The sequence below is a fragment of the Bradyrhizobium sp. OK095 genome (assembly GCF_900109945.1).
In the GTDB taxonomy this organism is placed as follows: domain Bacteria; phylum Pseudomonadota; class Alphaproteobacteria; order Rhizobiales; family Xanthobacteraceae; genus Bradyrhizobium.
In genome coordinates this window covers 808,138-825,811 of the sequence record NZ_FOBX01000001.1, presented here as the reverse complement: position 1 = coordinate 825,811, position 17,674 = coordinate 808,138, and the positions used below count along the sequence as shown (strand labels likewise).

The 17,674-nt window shown below is 64.1% G+C and carries 18 protein-coding genes; 7 read left to right on the top strand and 11 right to left on the bottom strand.

The window, feature by feature from the left end; genetic code table 11:
- The first annotated feature begins 13 nt into the window (after positions 1-13).
- From BMW89_RS03975 to BMW89_RS03965, 3 genes are read left to right on the top strand one after another with little or no spacing between them, the layout of a single operon-like run.
- Complete coding sequence (locus tag BMW89_RS03975) at positions 14-484, top strand: (2Fe-2S)-binding protein (protein ID WP_092022871.1); 471 nt, start codon at positions 14-16, stop codon at positions 482-484.
- Complete coding sequence (locus BMW89_RS03970; protein WP_092022869.1) at positions 481-2,613, top strand: xanthine dehydrogenase family protein molybdopterin-binding subunit; 2,133 nt, start codon at positions 481-483, stop codon at positions 2,611-2,613. Before BMW89_RS03975 ends, BMW89_RS03970 begins: the two co-directional genes overlap by 4 nt.
- Positions 2,610-3,308: a molybdate ABC transporter substrate-binding protein gene (locus tag BMW89_RS03965; protein WP_092022867.1), complete on the top strand. Its 699-nt coding sequence runs from the start codon at positions 2,610-2,612 to the stop codon at positions 3,306-3,308. Before BMW89_RS03970 ends, BMW89_RS03965 begins: the two co-directional genes overlap by 4 nt.
- Before the next feature lie 116 nt (positions 3,309-3,424).
- Here BMW89_RS03965 and BMW89_RS03960 read toward each other — a convergent pair whose 3' ends face one another.
- The 4 genes from BMW89_RS03960 to BMW89_RS03945 all read right to left on the bottom strand — a co-directional run bounded on the left by BMW89_RS03960 (position 3,425) and on the right by BMW89_RS03945 (position 7,191).
- On the bottom strand, positions 3,425-4,231 hold the full coding sequence (locus BMW89_RS03960; protein ID WP_092022865.1) for an SDR family NAD(P)-dependent oxidoreductase: 807 nt from the start codon (positions 4,229-4,231) through the stop codon (positions 3,425-3,427).
- A 79-nt stretch (positions 4,232-4,310) separates the two neighbouring features.
- On the bottom strand, positions 4,311-5,603 hold the full coding sequence (locus BMW89_RS03955; protein WP_092022863.1) for a TRAP transporter large permease: 1,293 nt from the start codon (positions 5,601-5,603) through the stop codon (positions 4,311-4,313).
- Complete coding sequence (locus BMW89_RS03950) at positions 5,594-6,142, bottom strand: TRAP transporter small permease (protein ID WP_092023391.1); 549 nt, start codon at positions 6,140-6,142, stop codon at positions 5,594-5,596. Before BMW89_RS03950 ends, BMW89_RS03955 begins: the two co-directional genes overlap by 10 nt.
- Before the next feature lie 77 nt (positions 6,143-6,219).
- On the bottom strand, positions 6,220-7,191 hold the full coding sequence (locus BMW89_RS03945; protein ID WP_092022861.1) for a TRAP transporter substrate-binding protein: 972 nt from the start codon (positions 7,189-7,191) through the stop codon (positions 6,220-6,222).
- Positions 7,192-7,781: 590 nt separating this feature from the next.
- Between BMW89_RS03945 and BMW89_RS03935 the strand changes: the two genes are divergently transcribed.
- The gene (locus BMW89_RS03935; RefSeq protein WP_092022859.1) at positions 7,782-8,564 is read left to right on the top strand and encodes a cyclase family protein; all 783 of its coding nucleotides are present in this window, start codon (positions 7,782-7,784) and stop codon (positions 8,562-8,564) included.
- Between the two features lie 4 nt (positions 8,565-8,568).
- Here the strand turns inward: BMW89_RS03935 and BMW89_RS03930 are convergent, their stop codons facing one another.
- The 3 genes from BMW89_RS03930 to BMW89_RS03925 all read right to left on the bottom strand — a co-directional run bounded on the left by BMW89_RS03930 (position 8,569) and on the right by BMW89_RS03925 (position 10,514).
- A complete protein-coding gene (locus BMW89_RS03930) occupies positions 8,569-9,297 on the bottom strand; it encodes a Crp/Fnr family transcriptional regulator (RefSeq protein WP_092022857.1) in 729 nt (242 codons plus the stop codon).
- A gap of 270 nt (positions 9,298-9,567) precedes the next feature.
- On the bottom strand, positions 9,568-9,702 hold the full coding sequence (locus BMW89_RS38545) for a hypothetical protein (RefSeq protein ID WP_283805320.1): 135 nt from the start codon (positions 9,700-9,702) through the stop codon (positions 9,568-9,570).
- A gap of 98 nt (positions 9,703-9,800) precedes the next feature.
- Positions 9,801-10,514 carry a helix-turn-helix domain-containing protein gene (locus BMW89_RS03925; RefSeq protein WP_092022855.1) on the bottom strand — a complete coding sequence of 238 codons (714 nt, stop codon included), beginning with the start codon at positions 10,512-10,514 and terminating at the stop codon, positions 9,801-9,803.
- A gap of 151 nt (positions 10,515-10,665) precedes the next feature.
- Here BMW89_RS03925 and BMW89_RS03920 point away from each other — a divergent pair, with 151 nt between their 5' ends.
- A complete protein-coding gene (locus BMW89_RS03920; RefSeq protein WP_092022853.1) occupies positions 10,666-10,983 on the top strand; it encodes a c-type cytochrome in 318 nt (105 codons plus the stop codon).
- A 6-nt stretch (positions 10,984-10,989) separates the two neighbouring features.
- Here the strand turns inward: BMW89_RS03920 and BMW89_RS03915 are convergent, their stop codons facing one another.
- From BMW89_RS03915 to BMW89_RS03905, 3 genes are read right to left on the bottom strand one after another with little or no spacing between them, the layout of a single operon-like run.
- Positions 10,990-12,093, bottom strand: a complete 1,104-nt coding sequence (locus BMW89_RS03915) for an ABC-type transport auxiliary lipoprotein family protein (protein ID WP_092022851.1) — start codon at positions 12,091-12,093, stop codon at positions 10,990-10,992.
- A 3-nt stretch (positions 12,094-12,096) separates the two neighbouring features.
- The gene (locus tag BMW89_RS03910) at positions 12,097-12,864 is read right to left on the bottom strand and encodes an ABC transporter ATP-binding protein (protein ID WP_177195804.1); all 768 of its coding nucleotides are present in this window, start codon (positions 12,862-12,864) and stop codon (positions 12,097-12,099) included.
- 2 nt (positions 12,865-12,866) lie between these two features.
- Complete coding sequence (locus tag BMW89_RS03905) at positions 12,867-14,003, bottom strand: ABC transporter permease (protein WP_092022847.1); 1,137 nt, start codon at positions 14,001-14,003, stop codon at positions 12,867-12,869.
- A 176-nt stretch (positions 14,004-14,179) separates the two neighbouring features.
- Between BMW89_RS03905 and BMW89_RS03900 the strand changes: the two genes are divergently transcribed.
- Together BMW89_RS03900 and BMW89_RS03895 are read left to right on the top strand one after the other, a co-directional pair.
- Positions 14,180-14,455 carry a hypothetical protein gene (locus BMW89_RS03900; protein ID WP_092022845.1) on the top strand — a complete coding sequence of 92 codons (276 nt, stop codon included), beginning with the start codon at positions 14,180-14,182 and terminating at the stop codon, positions 14,453-14,455.
- Positions 14,456-14,944 carry a hypothetical protein gene (locus BMW89_RS03895; protein WP_092022843.1) on the top strand — a complete coding sequence of 163 codons (489 nt, stop codon included), beginning with the start codon at positions 14,456-14,458 and terminating at the stop codon, positions 14,942-14,944.
- Positions 14,945-14,953: 9 nt separating this feature from the next.
- On the opposite strand, the gene BMW89_RS03890 is transcribed toward BMW89_RS03895, so the two are convergent.
- On the bottom strand, positions 14,954-17,647 hold the full coding sequence (locus BMW89_RS03890; RefSeq protein ID WP_092022841.1) for a bifunctional acetate--CoA ligase family protein/GNAT family N-acetyltransferase: 2,694 nt from the start codon (positions 17,645-17,647) through the stop codon (positions 14,954-14,956).
- Positions 17,648-17,674: the final 27 nt, after the last annotated feature.

The window sequence follows — 17,674 nt, the reverse complement described above, 5'->3', positions numbered from 1 at the left end:
GGTCGCACTGGCAATGCCCACCATTCAATTCCAGCTCAACGGCACCGCGGTCGCCGTCGACGCCGACCCGGATCAGACGCTGCTCGACGTGCTGCGCGGCCGGCTCGGCATCACGGGTGCGCATTTCGGTTGCGGAGCCGGCGAGTGCGGCGCCTGTCACGTCATGGTCGATGGCCGCGCGATGGCGTCCTGTGACATGCCGATGTGGTCGGTTGCGGACAGGGATGTCGTCACATTGGAGGGCCTCGGTACAGTAGAGCAACCGCATCCGCTGCAACGCGCCTTCATCTCCGAACAGGCGATGCAATGCGGCTATTGCGTCTCGGGGATCCTGATCAGCGCGGCAGCACTGCTGAAGCGCAATCCGTCACCGACAGAGGCCGAGGTCAGAGCCGCGCTCGACCGCAATCTGTGCCGATGCGGATCGCACAACCGTATGGTCCGCGCCGTGCTACGGGCGGCCTCGGAGATGGCGACGTCATGAGTGCGCCATCCCCTGCTCCGAAACTGCCGGTCAGCCTCGTGGCCAATCCAAGACTGTCGTCCTGGATAAAATTCACCGGCGAGGGCCGCGTGGCGATCTCGCCCGGCAAGGTCGAGATCGGCCAGGGCATCGTCACGGCGCTGGCCCAGATTGCGGCTGACGAGCTCGATGTGGATATCACGCGCATCGAGATGGTCCGTGCCTCGACGGCGACAAGCCCGAACGAAGGCGTGACCTCCGGCAGCCTGTCGATCCAGCAATCCGGCCGCGCACTGCGCCACGTCGGCGCCGAGGTGCGCCAGCATTTCCTCGCTGCTGCATCGGAACGTCTCGGTGTCGATGCGTCGCTGCTCGTTATCAACGACGGCGTGATCTCGGGCCCCGGCAATGTCAGAACCAGCTATTGGGAGCTGGCTCATGACGTCTTGCTCGACGACGACGCCACCGCGGGTGCTAAAGCGAAGAGCGTCGCCAAGCGCACCGTTGCCGGACATTCGGTCCAGCGCGTCGACATTCCCGACAAGGTGTTCGCGCGACCGCGCTTCATCCATGACTGCGTGCTGCCGGGCCTGTTGCACGGGCGCGTGCTGCGGCCGGACATCTCGGGCGCCAAATTGATCGCGCTCGACGAGACGGCTACGCGCGCCGTACCTGACCTCGTCGCGATCGTCCGCGACGGCGGCTTTGCCGGTGTCGTTGCCAACAGCGAGGCTGCGGCGGAAGTCGCGCTGAAAGCCCTGCGCAAGGGCGTAAATTGGTCGGCGGGCGAACCGCTGCCTGATGAGGATGATCTGGCGGGCTTCCTGAAGAGCCAACCGGTCGAGACGACCGTCATCAACACCAGAACGGCGGCATCGACGAAGAAAGCTGCCCGCACCCTCCGCCGGCAATACACCCGCCCCTACATCGCACATGCATCGATCGCGCCGTCCTGCGCCATGGCGCAATGGGATGGCGATCATGTCCATGTCTGGACGCACAGCCAGGGCATCTATCTGCTGCGCGCCGATCTCGCCATCGTGCTTGAGCTACCTGCCGAAAACATCGTCGTCGAGCACATGGAGGGCGCTGGCTGCTACGGACACAACGCGGCCGACGACGTCGCGCTCGATGCGGTGCTGCTGGCGAAAGCGGCCGATGGCCGTCCGGTACGGGTGCAGTGGTCGCGTCACGACGAGATGTCCCACGCGCCGTTCGGCGCAGCCATGGCCATCGAGATCGAGGCCGATCTGGATGCGGACAACGAGATCGTGGGCTGGTGCCATGAGATCTGGAGCAACGGCCATACGGCGCGCCCGGGACGCGCCGCACAGCCTGCGTTGCTTGCGGCGAGCGAGATCGCAAATCCCTACCCGCGCATGATCTCGACGAATCCGCCGGCGGCCAATGGCGGCGGCGGCGACCGCAACTCCGTCCCGCTCTACGACCTCCCGGACTGGACGATCACGAGCCACCGGCTGCTGACGATGCCAGTGCGGACCTCGGCGCTGCGGACCCTCGGCGCGCAGGGCAATGTGTTCGCGATCGAATCCCTGCTCGACGAGATTGCCGCGGTGCGCGGCGAGGACCCGATCGCATTTCGCTTGCGGCATCTCCGCGACGAGCGCGCCAAGGACGTCATCCGCGCCGCGGCGCGACGCGCGGCTTGGAAGCCAGAGAAGCGAACCAGCATCGGTCACGGCGTCGCATTCGCGCGCTACAAGAACACGGGCGCCTATTGCGCCGCGATTGCCGAGATCGAAGGCACCGATGACATCCGCGTCAAGCGGCTGAAGCTTGCGGTCGATGTCGGCGAGGCCATCAATCCTGATGGTGTCATCAACCAGATCGAGGGTGGCGCGATCCAGGCGGCGAGCTGGGTGCTGAAGGAGCGGGTCCGCTTCGACCGGACCCGCATGACATCGACCTCCTGGACCGACTATCCGATCCTGACCTTCAGCGAGGTGCCGGCGGTGGATGTCGAGATCATCCAGCGGCCGGAGATCGAGCCGGTCGGAGCGGGCGAAGCCGCCCACGGCCCCGTGACCGCCGCGATCGCCAACGCGGTCTATGATTGCCTCGGCGTTCGCGTGCGCGATCTGCCGATCACGCGCGACAAGATCATCGCAGCCATGGAGCTTGCATCGTGACGATAGTGACCATTTTGAGCGGCGGCGCGGCGCAAGGCCTGGTGCGCGGCCTCAGCGAGGCCTTCAAGGCTGAGACCGGCTTCGGCATCGACGGCGAGTTCGGTGCGGTCGGTCTCATGGCCGACAAGCTGCGCGCGGGCACGCCGGCTGATCTCGTGATCCTGACGCAGGCCCTCCTTGCGAAGCTGGCCGGGGAGAAGCTCGTCGTCCCCGCCTCGATCGCGGATATCGGCCGGGTCGAGACCGCGCTGGCGGTGCGCAGCCGAGATCCCAGGGTGACGGTGAAGACCGAAGCCGATTTGCGCGAGGTGCTGCGTTCCGCCGACGCCATCTACGTTCCGGACACGAATGCCTCGACCGCGGGACAGCACTTCGCTGGAGTCCTCGACCAGCTCGGCATCGCCTATGAGGTCGCATCGCGCCTGAAAATCTTTCCGAACGGCGCCACTGCGATGCGGGAGCTTGCAGCCTCCACCGCGCAAAGGCCGATCGGATGCACACAGGCGACCGAGATCATCGCGACCGACGGAATCGAGCTATCGGGGTCACTGCCGCAGGGCACCGAACTCGTCACGATGTACACGGCCGGAGTGACCTCGCGGGCCGCTCACCCGAAGGAGGCGGCCGCGCTGGTCGCGCTGCTGACTGGCGCAGATCACAGGGAGCTGCGCCAGCGCGTGGGCTTTGCCGGCTAAAGCGCGATGAGATTGGGATGAATCGTCATCGCGCTTTAGATTGTTGTTTGCGCATGATCTTTCCAGAAAACCGCTTCGCACTTTTCCGGATCATGCTTTAGGCGCGGATAGCCGCCCTATTTGTGCAGTTGGGTGAGACCGGTCGGCGGGCCGTCGACCGCGGTCCAGCCGCCATCGACGAACAGCGTGCTGCCGCTGACATAGCTCGCGGCATCCGAAGCGAGATAGGCCACGGCGGTGGCGACCTCGTCGGCGCTGCTCCAGCGGTTGAACACGGTGTGGCCGGCATAGAGATTGTAGATGTCCGGCCGCTGCTTGAACGGGCCGGTCAGCGCGGTCTCGGCGATGCTCGGCGCAATCGCGTTGACGCGCACGCCGGCGTGGCCGACTTCGGAGGCAAAACCCTTCACCAGCAGGCCGATCGCCGCCTTCGTGGAACCGTAGACGCCAAGGCCGGGCTCGATCGTCACCGCGCGCACGGAGGAGCAGGCGATGATGCTGCCGCCCTTCTGCGCGACCATGATGCGGCCAAAGGCCTGGAAGAACCAGACGGTGCCCTTGACGTTAAGGTTGAGGACGCGGTCGAGATCCTCCTCGGTGTAGTCGAGGATGGTCTTGCGGATGTTGAGCCCGGGCGTCGTCACGGCGATGTCGAGCCGCGAGAATTTCTGCATCACGGTTTTGGCCAGCGCGTTCACGTCCACTGCGCTCGCAGCATCGCAGGCAGCAGCCTCGGCCCAGCCGCCCTTGTCGCGAATGCCGGCGGCGGTCACCTCCGCGGCGTCAAGCGCGCGATCGGCGCAAACGACGCGGGCGCCGAGCCCGGACAGCGCCTCGGCCGACGATTTGCCGATGCCCGAGGCGGCGCCGAGCACCACGGCCGTCTTGCCGGTGAGATCGAAGAGCTTGCGATAGTCAGTCACGAACGGATTCTCCTGCGTTGCTGCGACGCAAAGTATCGCAAGCGCGGTCCGCCAGCCAAGGCCGGCGAACGCACGACAGCTATCCCTTGTATCCCATCAACAGGCGCGGCAGCCACAGCGAGAACGCCGGGACGTAGGTGACGAACATCAAGGCTGCGATCAGGGCGGCGTAGAACGGCAGGATGGTGCGCATCACCGCGCCCACCGAGATGCCGCCGATGGCGCAGCCCACGAACTGCGTCGTTCCGACCGGCGGGGTGTTCAGCCCCAGCGCGCAGTTGATCAGCATCAGCATGCCGAACTGCACCGGATCCATACCCGCCTTCATCGCGATCGGCAGAAATATCGGGGTGCAGATCAGGATGGTCGCCGCCATATCCATGAACGTGCCGAGCACGAACAGGATGATGTTGATCAGCAGGAAGATGACCCAGGGCTGCTGGGACACCTTGCTCATGACGTCGCCGGCGAAGTCGGCGACTTCGTAGAGCCCCATCAGATACTGGAACATGGTTGAGACGCCGATCAGCAACAGCACCACGCCCGTCGTCTTCACCGCCTTCGCAGCCGCCCGCAGGAAGTTCGGCAGGGTCATGGTGCGGTAGATGAAGAATGTCAGCAGGATCGTGTAGGTGACCGCGACGGCTGCGGATTCAGTTGCCGTGAAGATCCCGGACAGGATGCCCGCCAGGATGATGCCGACGATCAGAAGGCCGGGCAGCGCGGCCGCGAAGGCGCGGAAAACTTCGGGCCAGCCCGGGAACTTGCCGGCCGGATAGCCGCGCTTCACTGCGACCGCATAGGCGGCGACCAGCATGCACACCATCAGCACGAGCGCCGGCAGGAGGCCGGCGGCGATCAGCGCGCCGATCGAGACCTTGCCGCCGGCGGCGAGCGCATAGATGATCATGTTGTGGCTGGTCGGCATCAGCGCTCCGACCAGCGAGGCATGGGTGGTGACGTTGACGGCGTAGTCGGTGTCGAACCCTTCCTTTTTCATCATCGGGATCATCACCGCGCCCATCGCCGACACGTCGGCAACGGGCGAGCCGGAGACGCCGCCGAACAGCGTGCAGGCGACAACGTTCGACATGCCGAGCCCGCCGCGAATGTGCCCGACCAGGCTCTTGGCGAGCTGCACGATCTTATCGGCGACGCCGCCATGCAGCATCAGTTCTCCGCTGAAGACAAAGAACGGGATGGCCAGGAAGGAGAAGATGTTCATCCCCGACATCATCTGCTGGAAGATGACGGCAACCGGCAGGCCTTCGTAAAGGATGGTGCAGATCGCCGAGAGGCCGATCGCGAAGGCAACGGGTACGCCGAGAACAAGGAAGCCGAAGAACGTGGCGCCGAGAATGATCAGTTCCATGAGGGGACGACCTCTTCGCCGCGCAGGAGAGCAATGATGTGCTCGATTGAGAAGGAGACGATCAGGACGCCAGAGGCGATCAGCGGTACGTAACGGATCACCTCAGGCAGGCCGAGATTCGGAATTTTTACGGTTCCGACCGACGCCCCGAGGATCCAGCCGTTGTAGGCCATCGCGATACCAAACACGGCCACGAGAATGTGGATCACGAGCTCGATCTTCTCACGCACATGGTCCGGCAGCATCACCAGCAGACTGTCCATGCCGATATGCCCGGCATCGCGAACGCCGACAGCCGCGCCGATCAGCGTGACATAGAGGATCAGGACCAGCGCAAGGTTCTCCGTCCAGGTCGGACTGGAATTGAGCACGTACCGACCGAACACCTGGTAGAACACGATGGTGACGATGACGAGCAGTCCGGTCACGGACAGATACATGCCCAGCCGAGCGACGACGGCATTGATCCGCGACAGCAGGCCGGTGGACGGCGGTGCCGATGCCTCCTGCTCGTGGCTTGCGACATGTGGGTCTGTCATTCCAGCGTCTCCCTTGCGCGTCTCGCTGCGAGGGTCCGGCATCGCCTCGCGGCGACGCCGGACCCGACGCTGTGATCTTACTTCGTGTCCTGGATGCGCTTGACGAGGCCCTTCAGCTTCTCGTCACCGGCGAACTTGTCGTAGACCGGCTTCATCGCATCGACGAATTCCGCCTTGTTGGCGATCGTGATGACCTGGACGCCAGCCGCTTCGACGGTCTTGCGGGAGGCCTGCTCACGCTCGTCCCAGAGCTTGCGCATGACGGGCACTGATTCCTTGGCCGCCTTGCGGACCATCGCCTGGTCCTCCTTGCTCAGCGTGTCCCAGACCGTCTTGGACATCACGAGAACTTCGGGCGCCAGCGAGTGCTCGGTGACGTTGTAGAACTTGGCCGCCTCGAAATGACGCGAGGACTCGTAGGAGGGCCAATTGTTCTCGGCAGCGTCCACCAGGCCGGTCTTGAGAGCGGTATAGACCTCGCCATACGGCATCGGCGTCGGGTTGGCCCCGAGGCTCTGGATCATGCCGACCCAAAGATCGGATTGCTGGACGCGGATCTTCAGGCCCTTGAGGTCGGCGAGCGACTTGATCGGCGCTTTGACGGTGTAGATGGACCGGGCGCCGCTGTCGTAATAGGCAAGGCCGATCAGGCCTGCGGGCGCCATCGCTGCCAGGATCTCATCGCCGATCGGCCCGTCAAGCACGGTGCGCATGTGCTGCGTATCCCGGAAGACGAAGGGCAGGCACAACGCGATGGTTTCCGGCACGAAGTTGTTCAGCGGCGATGCGTTGATCCGCATCATGTCGAGCGCGCCGATCTTCAGCTGCTCGATGGTGTCCTTCTCGGAGCCCAGCGCGCCGTTGGGAAACACCTTCACGCCGAGCTTGCCGCCGCTCGCCGTCGCGAGCTGCTTGCCCATGAACTTGACGGCTTCGACGGTCGGATAATCGGCGGGGTGAATGTCGGCGGAGCGGAAGTCGCGTGCGGTCGCGAAAGGTGCTGAGACCGCCAGCGCAGCGGCAGCGATGATACCGATCAGTGTCTTCATCTGGGCTTTCCTCCTGAGTTGATTATGTCGTCGTTGGGCAGATGCTGCCGGTCGCCTTGGGTCGCTCCACTTCAGGTGTGGAGTCAAGCGTCACAACCGCACCACCTTGGTAGGATTGCGCGGCCGAGTCGAGCGGATTTGGCTGGTTGATGATAGCGCGCAGGTCGACGCCGTGCCTGGCCGGCAAGTGCCGGCCCCCTGCAATTCCGTCCCTCCGTCGGCCAATGCCGGACGCGAGGTAACGATGCTCGTCGTATCCATGGTCGCTCCTCTGGTTTTGTGCTCGACCGCCATTGGTTGCGGCTTGGAGGTTTGGGCGAGACGGGTCGCCCCGTTCCTGTGCGATACGCGCTGCATCAGCGTGATTTCGCCAATGTCGTCCCTAGGGCGGGCGGCATTCTGAGTCCAACCCAATTCCGGCATCGATCAATGCTGGAGTTGCATCGATCGATCATGCGGTGCTCCGAGAAGGCGATCGCCCGATAGCGCCGTTTTTCCGAAGCCATCCACACCGGTGCGTTACTTGACGTCGCAGCTAGAGCCCCCTCAAGATACGCCGAAACAAAACACACCATCCCGAGGGAATGCCCATGCCGCGGAAGCTGATCGATATTTCCGTGCCGCTCAGAAACGACGTGACGGCCGATCCGCCGGGCAATCACCCGACCATCCAGTATATCGATCACCAGCAGGGCCTGCCGCGCATGCTGCAGTTCTTCGACGGCCTCAAGGCGCAGGATTTGCCGGACGGCCAGGGCTGGGCTGTCGAGCAGGTCTCGCTGTCGACCCACAACGGTACGCATCTCGATGCACCCTGGCACTTCCACCCCACCATGAATCGCGGCGAGCGGTCATGGACGATCGACGAGGTGCCGCTGGAATGGTGTTTTCAGCCCGGCGTGAAGCTCGACTTCCGGAATCTACCGGATGGCTATGTGGTGACGGCCGACGATGTCGAGAAAGAGCTGAAGCGCATCGGGCACACGCTGTCGCCGCTAGAGATCGTCGTCGTCAACACCCGCGCCGGCGCCAAATTCGGTCAGGCCGATTACGTGAGTTCCGGCTGCGGCATGGGCTATAACGCTACGATGTACCTGCTCGAACGGGGCGTGCGGCTGACCGGCACAGACGGCTGGAGCTGGGACGCGCCGTTCGTCTACACCGCAAAGAAATATGCAGAAACAAAAGATGCCAGCCTGATCTGGGAGGGCCACAAGGCGGGCCGGCACATCGGCTATTGCCATCTCGAGAAATTACACAATCTCGACAAGCTGCCTTCGACCGGGTTCACGGTCTCATGCTTCCCGGTGAAGATCGAACGCGCCTCCGCGGGCTGGACTCGCGCGGTCGCCATCATCGACGATCAGGTGTGAGAGGTTACTCGCCGGCGAGGCCGCTCTCGGCGAGCTCGCGCAAGGCATCGGTATCGAGCACGACGATGGCGCCGTGCTCGAGACGAACCCAGTTGCGTCCGGCCCAGGCGCGCAATTGCTTGTTGATGCTCTCGCGCGTCATGCCCACCATCTCGCTGATCTCCTGCTGCGTGATGGCGAGCGTGCCGCTGCCGGAGTCGAACTTGCGTTCTTCGGTGAGACCGAGCAGCGCGCTTGCAAGCCGGCCCGGCAGATTTTGCAGGATCACCTGCTCGACCTGCTGGCTGGTCCAGCGCAGGCGCGCGCAGAGCAGCTCGATGAATTTCATCGCCAGCGCCGGCTGACTCTTCACAAACGGAAGGAAGTCGCGGCGGTCGATGATGTAGAGCTCACAATTGGTGTTGGCGGTCGCGTCGGCCGAGCGCGGCGCGCCGTCGAGGACGGCGATCTCGCCAAAGATTTCTCCGGGACCGATCAGATTGAGAATGGCATTCCGTCCATCGGGCGACGAAGAGGATATCTTTACTGTTCCCGTGATCACCGCGAACAGATTGTTGCCGGGATCGCCCTTGGCGGCGATCGTCGCTCCGCGCTTCACCGTGGTGTGCTTGGCATAGCGACAGAGCTGGTCGAGAGCCTCCGGCTCCAGATCGGCGAAGATCGGATGCTTGCGCAGGACCGATAATTTGTTGCCCGCCGCTTGTCGGGGATCGCCGGTCTTGTCCTGAGGCACGCCGGGGCTCCTAAGACTGCGAGGCACTGGAGCTCTTGCGTAGTCAGTGTTAGCAGGCTTTTCAACCGGAAAGCATGTCCGCGTTTTGAAGCAAATACGCCGAAAATGCCGCGGCGGGGGGCGAAGTCCGCATCCGAAGGATGAGCCAATGCTCCCCTGATGATGCAGAGTTGCAGCTATCGCACGCCCCATTGCGTTAAGGCGCTGACGGACGGCCACGAACTCGCCGGAGAACACAAGCGGTGATGGATCGCAAAATGGGGCTGAGACTCAGGAGCTTTTGCGCTTAACGCCTGAATCGGGCCGGCCTGAGCTGGTTTGCCGGTCCGCCCAGGCGAGCGCCCCGGCGAATACGACAAAGATAGCCACGACGATGATCGTCACCAGCAGCGCGTCGGTCGGCATGATGCCCTCCCCTGATTGTTTCGGGCACTATCGGCCGCGCGCGGCCGCCGTCATTGATCGGGATCAAAAATGGGAGAGCCCCAGGTCGGGATCAGGCGTCAGGCCGCGGCCAAGGCCTCGACCTTCGCCGGATCGAGCAGGCTGATGCCACCGTGAATGATCTCAATCACCCCGTGGCGCTCCAGCTTGGTGAAGGTGCGGCTGACGGTCTCGATGGTCAGGCCGAGATAATCGGCGATGTCCTGGCGGCTCATCGGAAGTGGAACCGTGTCGGACGCCCCCTTGAGCGAGACCAGACGCTCGCGCCAGCCGAGCAGGAAGGCAGCGACCTTCTCATCGGCCGAGCGGCGGCCCAGCAGAACCATGTGGTTGCGCGCATGGCTCAGCTCGCGAACCGCCAGCTCGTTGATCCGCCTGAGCAGATGCGGCCGGTCCTCGATGAAACGGCCAAAGGGCGCTTTTGCGAACTGGCACACGGTGACGCCGCCGATCGCATCGGCCGAAAAATTGTGGCGGCCGGAAATATTCATCCCCAGGAAATCGCCGGGCAAGGCAAACCCCACAATCTGACGCCGGCCGTCGGGCAGCAGCTTGTACAGCCGCATGACGCCTTCAACGAGATTGTAGAACGAGGTCGTGATGTCTTCCTCGGAGAACACGGTCTCTCCCGAGCTAAAATGGACGCGGCGCCCAAGATGCTCGAATTCCCTCAACTCGGTTGGGTCCAGCGATGAACACACCGCCAAGTCGCGGACCGCACAATCGCTACAGACATGCCCGTTCGGCTCGATCTTCACCACGGAAGCCTTCATCCACCGCTCCAGGCCGGCTGCTCCCGCATCAGGTCGAGTCCACCGCGCCAGCTGCATTTTACTGCACTGCGCCAAAGGCGATTGACCCAGATCAATTTTCGCAGACGTCCCCGCCTTATTCTGCTTCCAGAGTTCGTGGGGATCACCTTCCATGCTGCAAAGCGCGTTGCGTCACGGCCTGATTGGGTTGCTTCTGGTCACGCCTGCCCTGGCGGCCCCAACCGCCGAACAACGCGGCCAGGCCTTCGCGCGGGCCAATTGCGCGCGCTGCCACGCCGTCAACCGCACCTCGGAGAGCCCGCTCAAGGTTGCGCCGCCGCTGCGGATCCTGCACCGGCGTTACCCGATCGAGACCCTTGAGGAGGCGCTGGCCGAAGGCATCTCTACCGGCCACGCCAACATGCCCGTCTTCGAGCTCAGTCCGGACCAGATCCACGACCTGCTGTCCTACCTGAAGACGCTGGAATAGCCGGCGTCACGCCGCCTGTACTGTCCAACCGATCAGTTCCTTCGCAATGCGGGCGAAGGCCGTATCGAACGCTGCGACCGCGGCAGTCGGCTCGACCTTGTCGAGCTTCTCGCTGGTCTCGACGAGTCGCGATGCGACCACCTTGCCGTTCTTGTCGACCACCCGCGCCGACAGTCCGATCTCCACCCGTACTTCGCCCTCGGTCGCAATGCGGAACCGCCTGATGTCGATCAGGAGCTGGTAGTCAGCCTGCCCGAGATCGCTCGTGCGCAACGGCGCATGGGCGATGTCGTAGTTCTCAAAACTATCGATCAGCCGCGCCTGCACCAGTTTTGGAATGCTGTCGGCCCAGAGGAAATCCGCAAAGCCCGGATTGTCCCCGCCAGGTGCGAACAGCATGCGCTGGGTCTGGAGCATCGCCACCGCGGTCGGTTCGGGAATGGCCAGTGACGCCGATAAGGTCTTGCCGGTCGGGCCGAGGCTCTGCGGCGCGCGCAGGTCAAAAGTGATCTTCTGCACGGGCGCCCCACCGCCCGTCATCTTCTCGAGGCCCGCTAAAATGCCGTCGATCTTGCCGGTGTTGCGCGCGAGCCCGTCGGAGAACGTCTTCAAATTGGCGATGGTATCTTTCAGCGGGCCGGAATTGTCCTCCAGCACCGTGTCGACCCGCCGCAGCGCATCGCGCGCGGCCTGCGTCATACTCTGACCTGCGCCGGCCTCGGCGATCAGGGTCAGGGGCTCACCGGATTTGGCGACGATCATGCCGCCCTCCAGCGTCACCACGGGCACGCCGGTCAGCCCCTGGAAATCGAGCCCGACCTTGGTGTCGGTGCGCACCGGCGTCGTCGCGGCGACCGAGATCGTCGCATTGACGAAGCGCGGGTTGTCCGGCGCAAGGCCGAGCTGGGTCACCTCGCCGACGCGGATGCCGTTGAACAGCACGCCGGCGCCGACCAGCAGGCCCGGCACCGGGCCCTGGAACTGCACGTGGTAGTTCGTACGCGGCCCGATGCCGCCGGTGTTATTCAGCCAGTAGACGAAGCCGAACACCGCGATAATCGCGGCCAGCACGAAACTGCCGATCAGCACATAGGGAGCGCGGGTTTCCATGTCTTATCTCATTTCGTGTTGCAGCATCTGCGAGCGCTTGCCGTGGAAATAAGCGCGCACCCAGGGATGCTCGGATTGCAGCAGTTCGCGCATCGGGCCGATCGCGACGATCTTGCCGTCGGCGAGCGCAGCGACGCGGTCGCAGACGGTGGTGAGGCTCGCAAGATCATGGGTGACCATGAAGACGGTCAGCCCCAGGGTCTTTTGCAGGGTCCCGATCAACGCGTCGAAATCACCGGCGGCGATCGGATCAAGGCCGGAGGTCGGCTCGTCCAGGAACAGGATCGGCGGGTCGAGCGCGAGCGCACGCGCCAACGCCACGCGCTTGGTCATGCCGCCGGAGAGCTCTGAAGGATATTTGTCGGCATCCTGCGCCCGCAGCCCGACCATTTCGAGCTTGGCGATCGCGATCTCGTCCATCAGTTCTTGCGACAGCACGAGATTTTCGCGCAGCGGAAACTGGACGTTCTGCCGGACCGTCAGCGAGGAGAACAGCGCCCCCTGCTGGAACAGGATGCCCCATGTCATGGCCGCGCCTTCCTTGCGGCCGCCGATGGGCTGTCCCATCACGTCGATGCTCCCGCCCTGACGCGGAATCAGGCCGATGATGGTGCGCATCAGGACCGACTTGCCGCCGCCGGACGCACCGACCAGCCCAAGGATTTCACCCCGGCGGACGTCGAGCGACAGATGGTCGAGCACGGTCTGGCGGCCGAAGCCGACCACGAGGTCGCGGACGCGGATTGCGAATTCTTCCTGCGATTCGTCCATCGTCACATACCGATCGAGGCGAAGAAGATCGCGAACAGGCCGTCGAGCACGATCACCAGAAAGATCGACTTCACCACCGACGTCGTGGTCTGGCGTCCGAGCGACTCGGCGCTGCCCTTCACGCGCAGTCCCTCGCTACAGGCGACGATCCCGATCACCAGCGCCATGAACGGTGCCTTCAGAATTCCGACCTCGAAATGCGTGACGGAGATGGCCTCGTGCAGCCGCGCGATGTAGATCGCAGGCGACATGCCGCCATAGAATTGCGCGACGAGACCGCCGCCATAGAGCGCAGCGATCGATCCGATGAAGGCAAGAATCGGGAGGGCGATGATGAGGGCTGCTACGCGCGGCAGGATCAGGACGTGGACGGGGTCGAGCCCCATGGTCGAGAGCGCGTCGATCTCCTCGCGCATCTTCATCGAGCCAAGCTCGGCTGTGTAGGCGCTCCCCGAACGTCCGGCGACCATGATGGCGACGATCAGCACGCCGAGCTCACGCAGCACCAGGATGCCGACCATGTCGACTGTATAGGACTCCGCGCCGAACCTGCGGAAATGGAAGAAGCCCTGCTGGGCGATGATCGCGCCGATCAGGAAGGTGATCAGCACGACGATGGGAATGGCCTGCCATCCGATGCGATAGAGCTGGTAGATCAGCGACGTCAGCCGCAGCGATCGCGGCCGGCGCAGCACGCCGATCACGGCCATGAACAATGCGCCCAGCATTTGCAGAAATACCGTGATGTCTTCGCGCGCGCTAACCGTGGATCTGCCGAGATCGCCGAGCCTGAGCAGAACCGGATTTTGAGCCACGGCCGGCGCTGGCGTGTGGCGGTTGACCTGGCGCACCTCGTCCATCAGCCCACTGAAATGATCGGCGACGCCGACGAATTCGGCCGATCTGCCTGACGAAGCAGCCCTGCGCGACAGCTTTTCCAGGATCCAGGCGCCGAGCGTATCGAGCGCGCTGACGCCCGACATGTCCAGCGTCACGGCGCGGGATCGATCGACATCCGCTCCGACCGATCGGGACAGCGTTTCGAGTGCCGACACGTTGGCGGCGGTCCACGGCCCTTCCGGGCGCAATTTCAGCGCATCGCCGGAGGGCGTTGTCAGCAACAGCGGTTCGGAGTTCACGCTTCCACCTCATCGGGACAATTGGTCCCCATTCAGCCGGGACTTCTAGGCCAGCATGTGGCGGCCGGTTTGACCTGTCTCAAGACCGGGATCACGCACCGCCCCTTGACGCAAATCAAACGGGGCCGCGCCGGTGGGTCCTAGGGTCGCTTTTATTCAATGGAGATCAGAAATCCATGTTCGATAGCGACAGGATGAGCGAAGAACTGCGGACCCTGAAGGTGGACGTCACACGCCTGCTGAGCACGGCCGGCGAGGAGATGTTCGACAGCTCGAAAGACCGGGCCGAGGCTCTGGCCGACCAGATCAAGGCCGCGCTCGCCGAGCTTGGCGAGACCGTCAGCGACGAGCAGGAGCAGCTACAGGGCCTCGTTGCGGATCGCCCGATCACGTCGCTCGCCTCAGCCTTCGCGCTCGGCGTCGTGGTCGGCTTCATGCTGAGGAGACACTAGGTGAATACGGAGAATGTCGTCAAACATCTACGCGTGCTATGGCGCACCGACCGAATCATCGCGGACATCAGGCTGCGCCATCTGCTCCTCGGGCTGGGCCTGCGCGCCTTCGCGGCGCTGATCGCAGCCTTCGGGCTGCTGATGCTGGAGCTGTCGGCCTATTTCGGGCTGGTCCAGATCTGGAGCGCGATTGCCGCGGCCGCCGCTCTCGGCGCCATCAATTTCGTCATTGCGGGGATCCTCTTCATCGTCGCGGGCCGCGCCCCGTCAGGCCGCGACATCGAACTCGCCAATGAAATTCACGGCGCATCCATCGAGGCCCTCCAGCTCGAGGCGCGCGCGCTCCAGGCTCAGGTATCGGGCGCGGTGCATCATCCGCTGAGCACCGTCGTGCCGGTGCTGGTGCCGCTGATCGCGATCATCATCAAGAGTCTGCGGAAGACGGCCAAGGAGAGCGCTGCTGCGACGTCGGCCGAGGCACGCTCGTAGCCGGCGCGCTCAGAGCTTCAGCCGGACGTCACAGATGCCCGGCTCGGTCGGATCCGGCTTCACCTCAAAACCGAGCTGCCGGCACATCTCAAGCATCACGGTGTTCTCCTTGAGCACGTCACCCGAGATGGCCTTCAGCCCTTCCGACTTCGCATAGTCGATGATCAGCTGCATCAGCGCCCAGCCAAGTCCCCTGCCCTTAAGGTCGGACCGCAGCAGGATCGCGTATTCGCCGGACTCGTAGATCGAGTCCGAATGAATGCGGACCACGCCGACCATCTCGTTGGTGGCCTCATCGAACGCAATGAAGGCCATTGCGCGCGCATAATCGAGCTGGGTGAGGCGCGCGATGAATTCGTGGGTAAATTCCTTCATCGGGGCGAAGAAGCGCAGACGGAGGTCGTGCGGCGTGACGTGACGCAGGAAATCGTGGATGGTCGGCTCGTCCTCCGGGCGTAAGGGCCGCACGAAGATGCGCCAGCCATCCTTGAGCGCGAGGCGCCGCTCCCACTGTGACGGATAGGCGCGAACGGCGAAATTGGTGGGTCCCGAGCCTACGAATCTCCGTTGCGGCGGCCCGACGGCGACGCGGGCATCGACCGCCGTCACGCCGGTTTCATCCGCGAGCAGCGGGTTGATATCGAACTCGCGAATTTCGGGAATGTCGGCCGCCATCTGCGCCAGCTTGACCAGCACCATTGCGACGGCATCCTGCTTGACGGCCGGCACGTCCCGATAGGCGCGGAGCAGGCGCGAGACGCGCGTACGGTCGATCAGGTCGCGCGCCAGTTGCAGGTCAAGCGGCGGCAGCGCCAGCGCCTTGTCGTTGATGATTTCCACCGCCGTCCCGCCCCGGCCGAACACGACGACAGTCCCGAAGGTCGGATCGTCGGCGAGACCCAGAATCAGCTCGCGCGCCTTCGCCTTGACGACCATCGCCTGCACGATGACGCCGTCTATGCGCGCTTCGGGGCGCAGTTTCTTCGCCCGGGCAAGAATGTCGGCGGCAGCCGTGCGCACGGCCTCCGGCGTGGTCAAATTGAGAACGACGCCCCCTACGTCCGACTTGTGCGTGATGTCGCGGGACATGATCTTCAGCACGACGGTGGCGCCTTGCGCGAACATCTCGTTGCCGTAGGCCACCGCCTGCTCGACGTCGGTCGCCGCATAGGTCGGCACCATCGCGATGTCATAGGCTCCGAGCAGATGCTTGATCTCGACCGGCTCGAGCCATTTGCGGCCGTCGGCGATCGCGCCCGCAACAATCTGCTTGGCAGCCTGGGCGTCCGGCACGAACGTATCGGGCATCGCCGGAGGAACCTGGCTCAGTTCCTCCACGAGTTCGCGGTGCCTCACGAGGTGCATGAAACCGCGCACCGCGTCGTCTTCAGTCGGATAGTTCGGAATGCCGGCGCCAGACAGGGTTTCAATGATCTTCTGATCGGCTCCGATCCAGGAGGCAAGCACGGGCTTGGCCCAACTGCGATGTTTCTCGCGATATGTCTTGACATGTTCGGTCACTGCCACCGCGATCTCCGCGGCCGAGGCGATCGCGGTCTGCACGTTAAGGACGAGAACTGCGTCATTGTCGGGGTCTGCGAGCAGCACCTCCAGCGCCGCCGCATAGCGTGATGCATCGGCATCGCCCACGATGTCGACCGGATTTGCGCCGGACCAGGTCGGCGGCAGCACGCCATCGAGTTTTTTGCGCGCATCTGCCGAGATGGACGCCGGAATTCCACCAAGCTCGACCAATCGATCAACGGCGAGAACACCGATGCCGCCGCCATTGGTAAGAATTGCGAGGCGCTTTCCCGTCGGAGATTCGACGCGGCCGAGCGTCTCGGCACAGTCGAACAGCTCGCGCAGATCGGAGACCCGCAGGACACCCGCGCGGCGGAACGCCGCGTCATAGACGGCGTCGGCGCCCGCAAGCGCGCCGGTATGGGTCGCGGCCGCCTTGGCACCCTGTGCCATGCGGCCGGATTTCACCACGACGACCGGCTTGACGCGCGCAGCAGCGCGTGCCGCCGACATGAATTTGCGCGCGTCCTTGATGGCCTCAATGTAGAGCAGGATCGCGCGGGTCTTGTGATCCATCGCGAAATAATCGAGCAGGTCGGCAATATCGACGTCGATCTGATCGCCGATCGAGACAATGCCGGAGAAGCCGACGCCACGCTGCGCGGCCCAATCCACCATGCCGGCAGCGATCGCGCCGGATTGCGAAATCAGCGCGAGATTTCCTGCGGCCGGCATGTGCGCGGCGAAGCTGGCATTGAGGCTGACGCCGGGCATCATGATGCCCAAGCAGTTCGGCCCGATCAGCCGCATGCCGTATTTGCGGGCCGCGGCGATTGCGGCCTCATGCAGGGATCCCGGCCCATGGCCGAGCCCGGCGGAAACGATCAGTGCACCCGCCGAGCCGCGGCGCCCGGCCTGGTCGATGATGTCAGGGACCTCCCCCGCCGGCGCGGTGATGACCACGAGCTCGGGCACGAAGTCCAGTCTGTCCAGGCTCTTCACCGAAGCGACGCCGCCGATCTCTGCATGGCGTGGATTAACCAAGCCGAACTGCCCCTTGAATTCGGCGTTGCGAATGTTCTCCAGAACGGCGCGTCCCACCGAGACCGGACGGGCGCTCGCCCCGACGAGCGCAACCGAACGCGGCGACAGCAAATTCTTCAGATGATAAGTGGACATGATAGCAAATGCGCCCGGTCGGTGGCG

What these genes read in the sequence shown, in the direction of transcription:
- BMW89_RS03910 (WP_177195804.1), bottom strand. Translation starts at nt 12,864, where the DNA reads ATGGACGAATCGCAGGAAGAATTCGCAATCCGCGTCCGCGACCTCGTG.
- BMW89_RS03945 (WP_092022861.1), bottom strand. Translation starts at nt 7,191, where the DNA reads ATGAAGACACTGATCGGTATCATCGCTGCCGCTGCGCTGGCGGTCTCA.
- BMW89_RS03975 (WP_092022871.1), top strand. Translation starts at nt 14, where the DNA reads ATGCCCACCATTCAATTCCAGCTCAACGGCACCGCGGTCGCCGTCGAC.
- BMW89_RS03890 (WP_092022841.1), bottom strand. Translation starts at nt 17,647, where the DNA reads ATGTCCACTTATCATCTGAAGAATTTGCTGTCGCCGCGTTCGGTTGCG.
- BMW89_RS03920 (WP_092022853.1), top strand. Translation starts at nt 10,666, where the DNA reads ATGCTGCAAAGCGCGTTGCGTCACGGCCTGATTGGGTTGCTTCTGGTC.
- BMW89_RS38545 (WP_283805320.1), bottom strand. Translation starts at nt 9,702, where the DNA reads ATGCCGACCGACGCGCTGCTGGTGACGATCATCGTCGTGGCTATCTTT.
- BMW89_RS03900 (WP_092022845.1), top strand. Translation starts at nt 14,180, where the DNA reads ATGTTCGATAGCGACAGGATGAGCGAAGAACTGCGGACCCTGAAGGTG.
- BMW89_RS03950 (WP_092023391.1), bottom strand. Translation starts at nt 6,142, where the DNA reads ATGACAGACCCACATGTCGCAAGCCACGAGCAGGAGGCATCGGCACCG.
- BMW89_RS03955 (WP_092022863.1), bottom strand. Translation starts at nt 5,603, where the DNA reads ATGGAACTGATCATTCTCGGCGCCACGTTCTTCGGCTTCCTTGTTCTC.
- BMW89_RS03925 (WP_092022855.1), bottom strand. Translation starts at nt 10,514, where the DNA reads ATGAAGGCTTCCGTGGTGAAGATCGAGCCGAACGGGCATGTCTGTAGC.
- BMW89_RS03970 (WP_092022869.1), top strand. Translation starts at nt 481, where the DNA reads ATGAGTGCGCCATCCCCTGCTCCGAAACTGCCGGTCAGCCTCGTGGCC.
- BMW89_RS03915 (WP_092022851.1), bottom strand. Translation starts at nt 12,093, where the DNA reads ATGGAAACCCGCGCTCCCTATGTGCTGATCGGCAGTTTCGTGCTGGCC.
- BMW89_RS03935 (WP_092022859.1), top strand. Translation starts at nt 7,782, where the DNA reads ATGCCGCGGAAGCTGATCGATATTTCCGTGCCGCTCAGAAACGACGTG.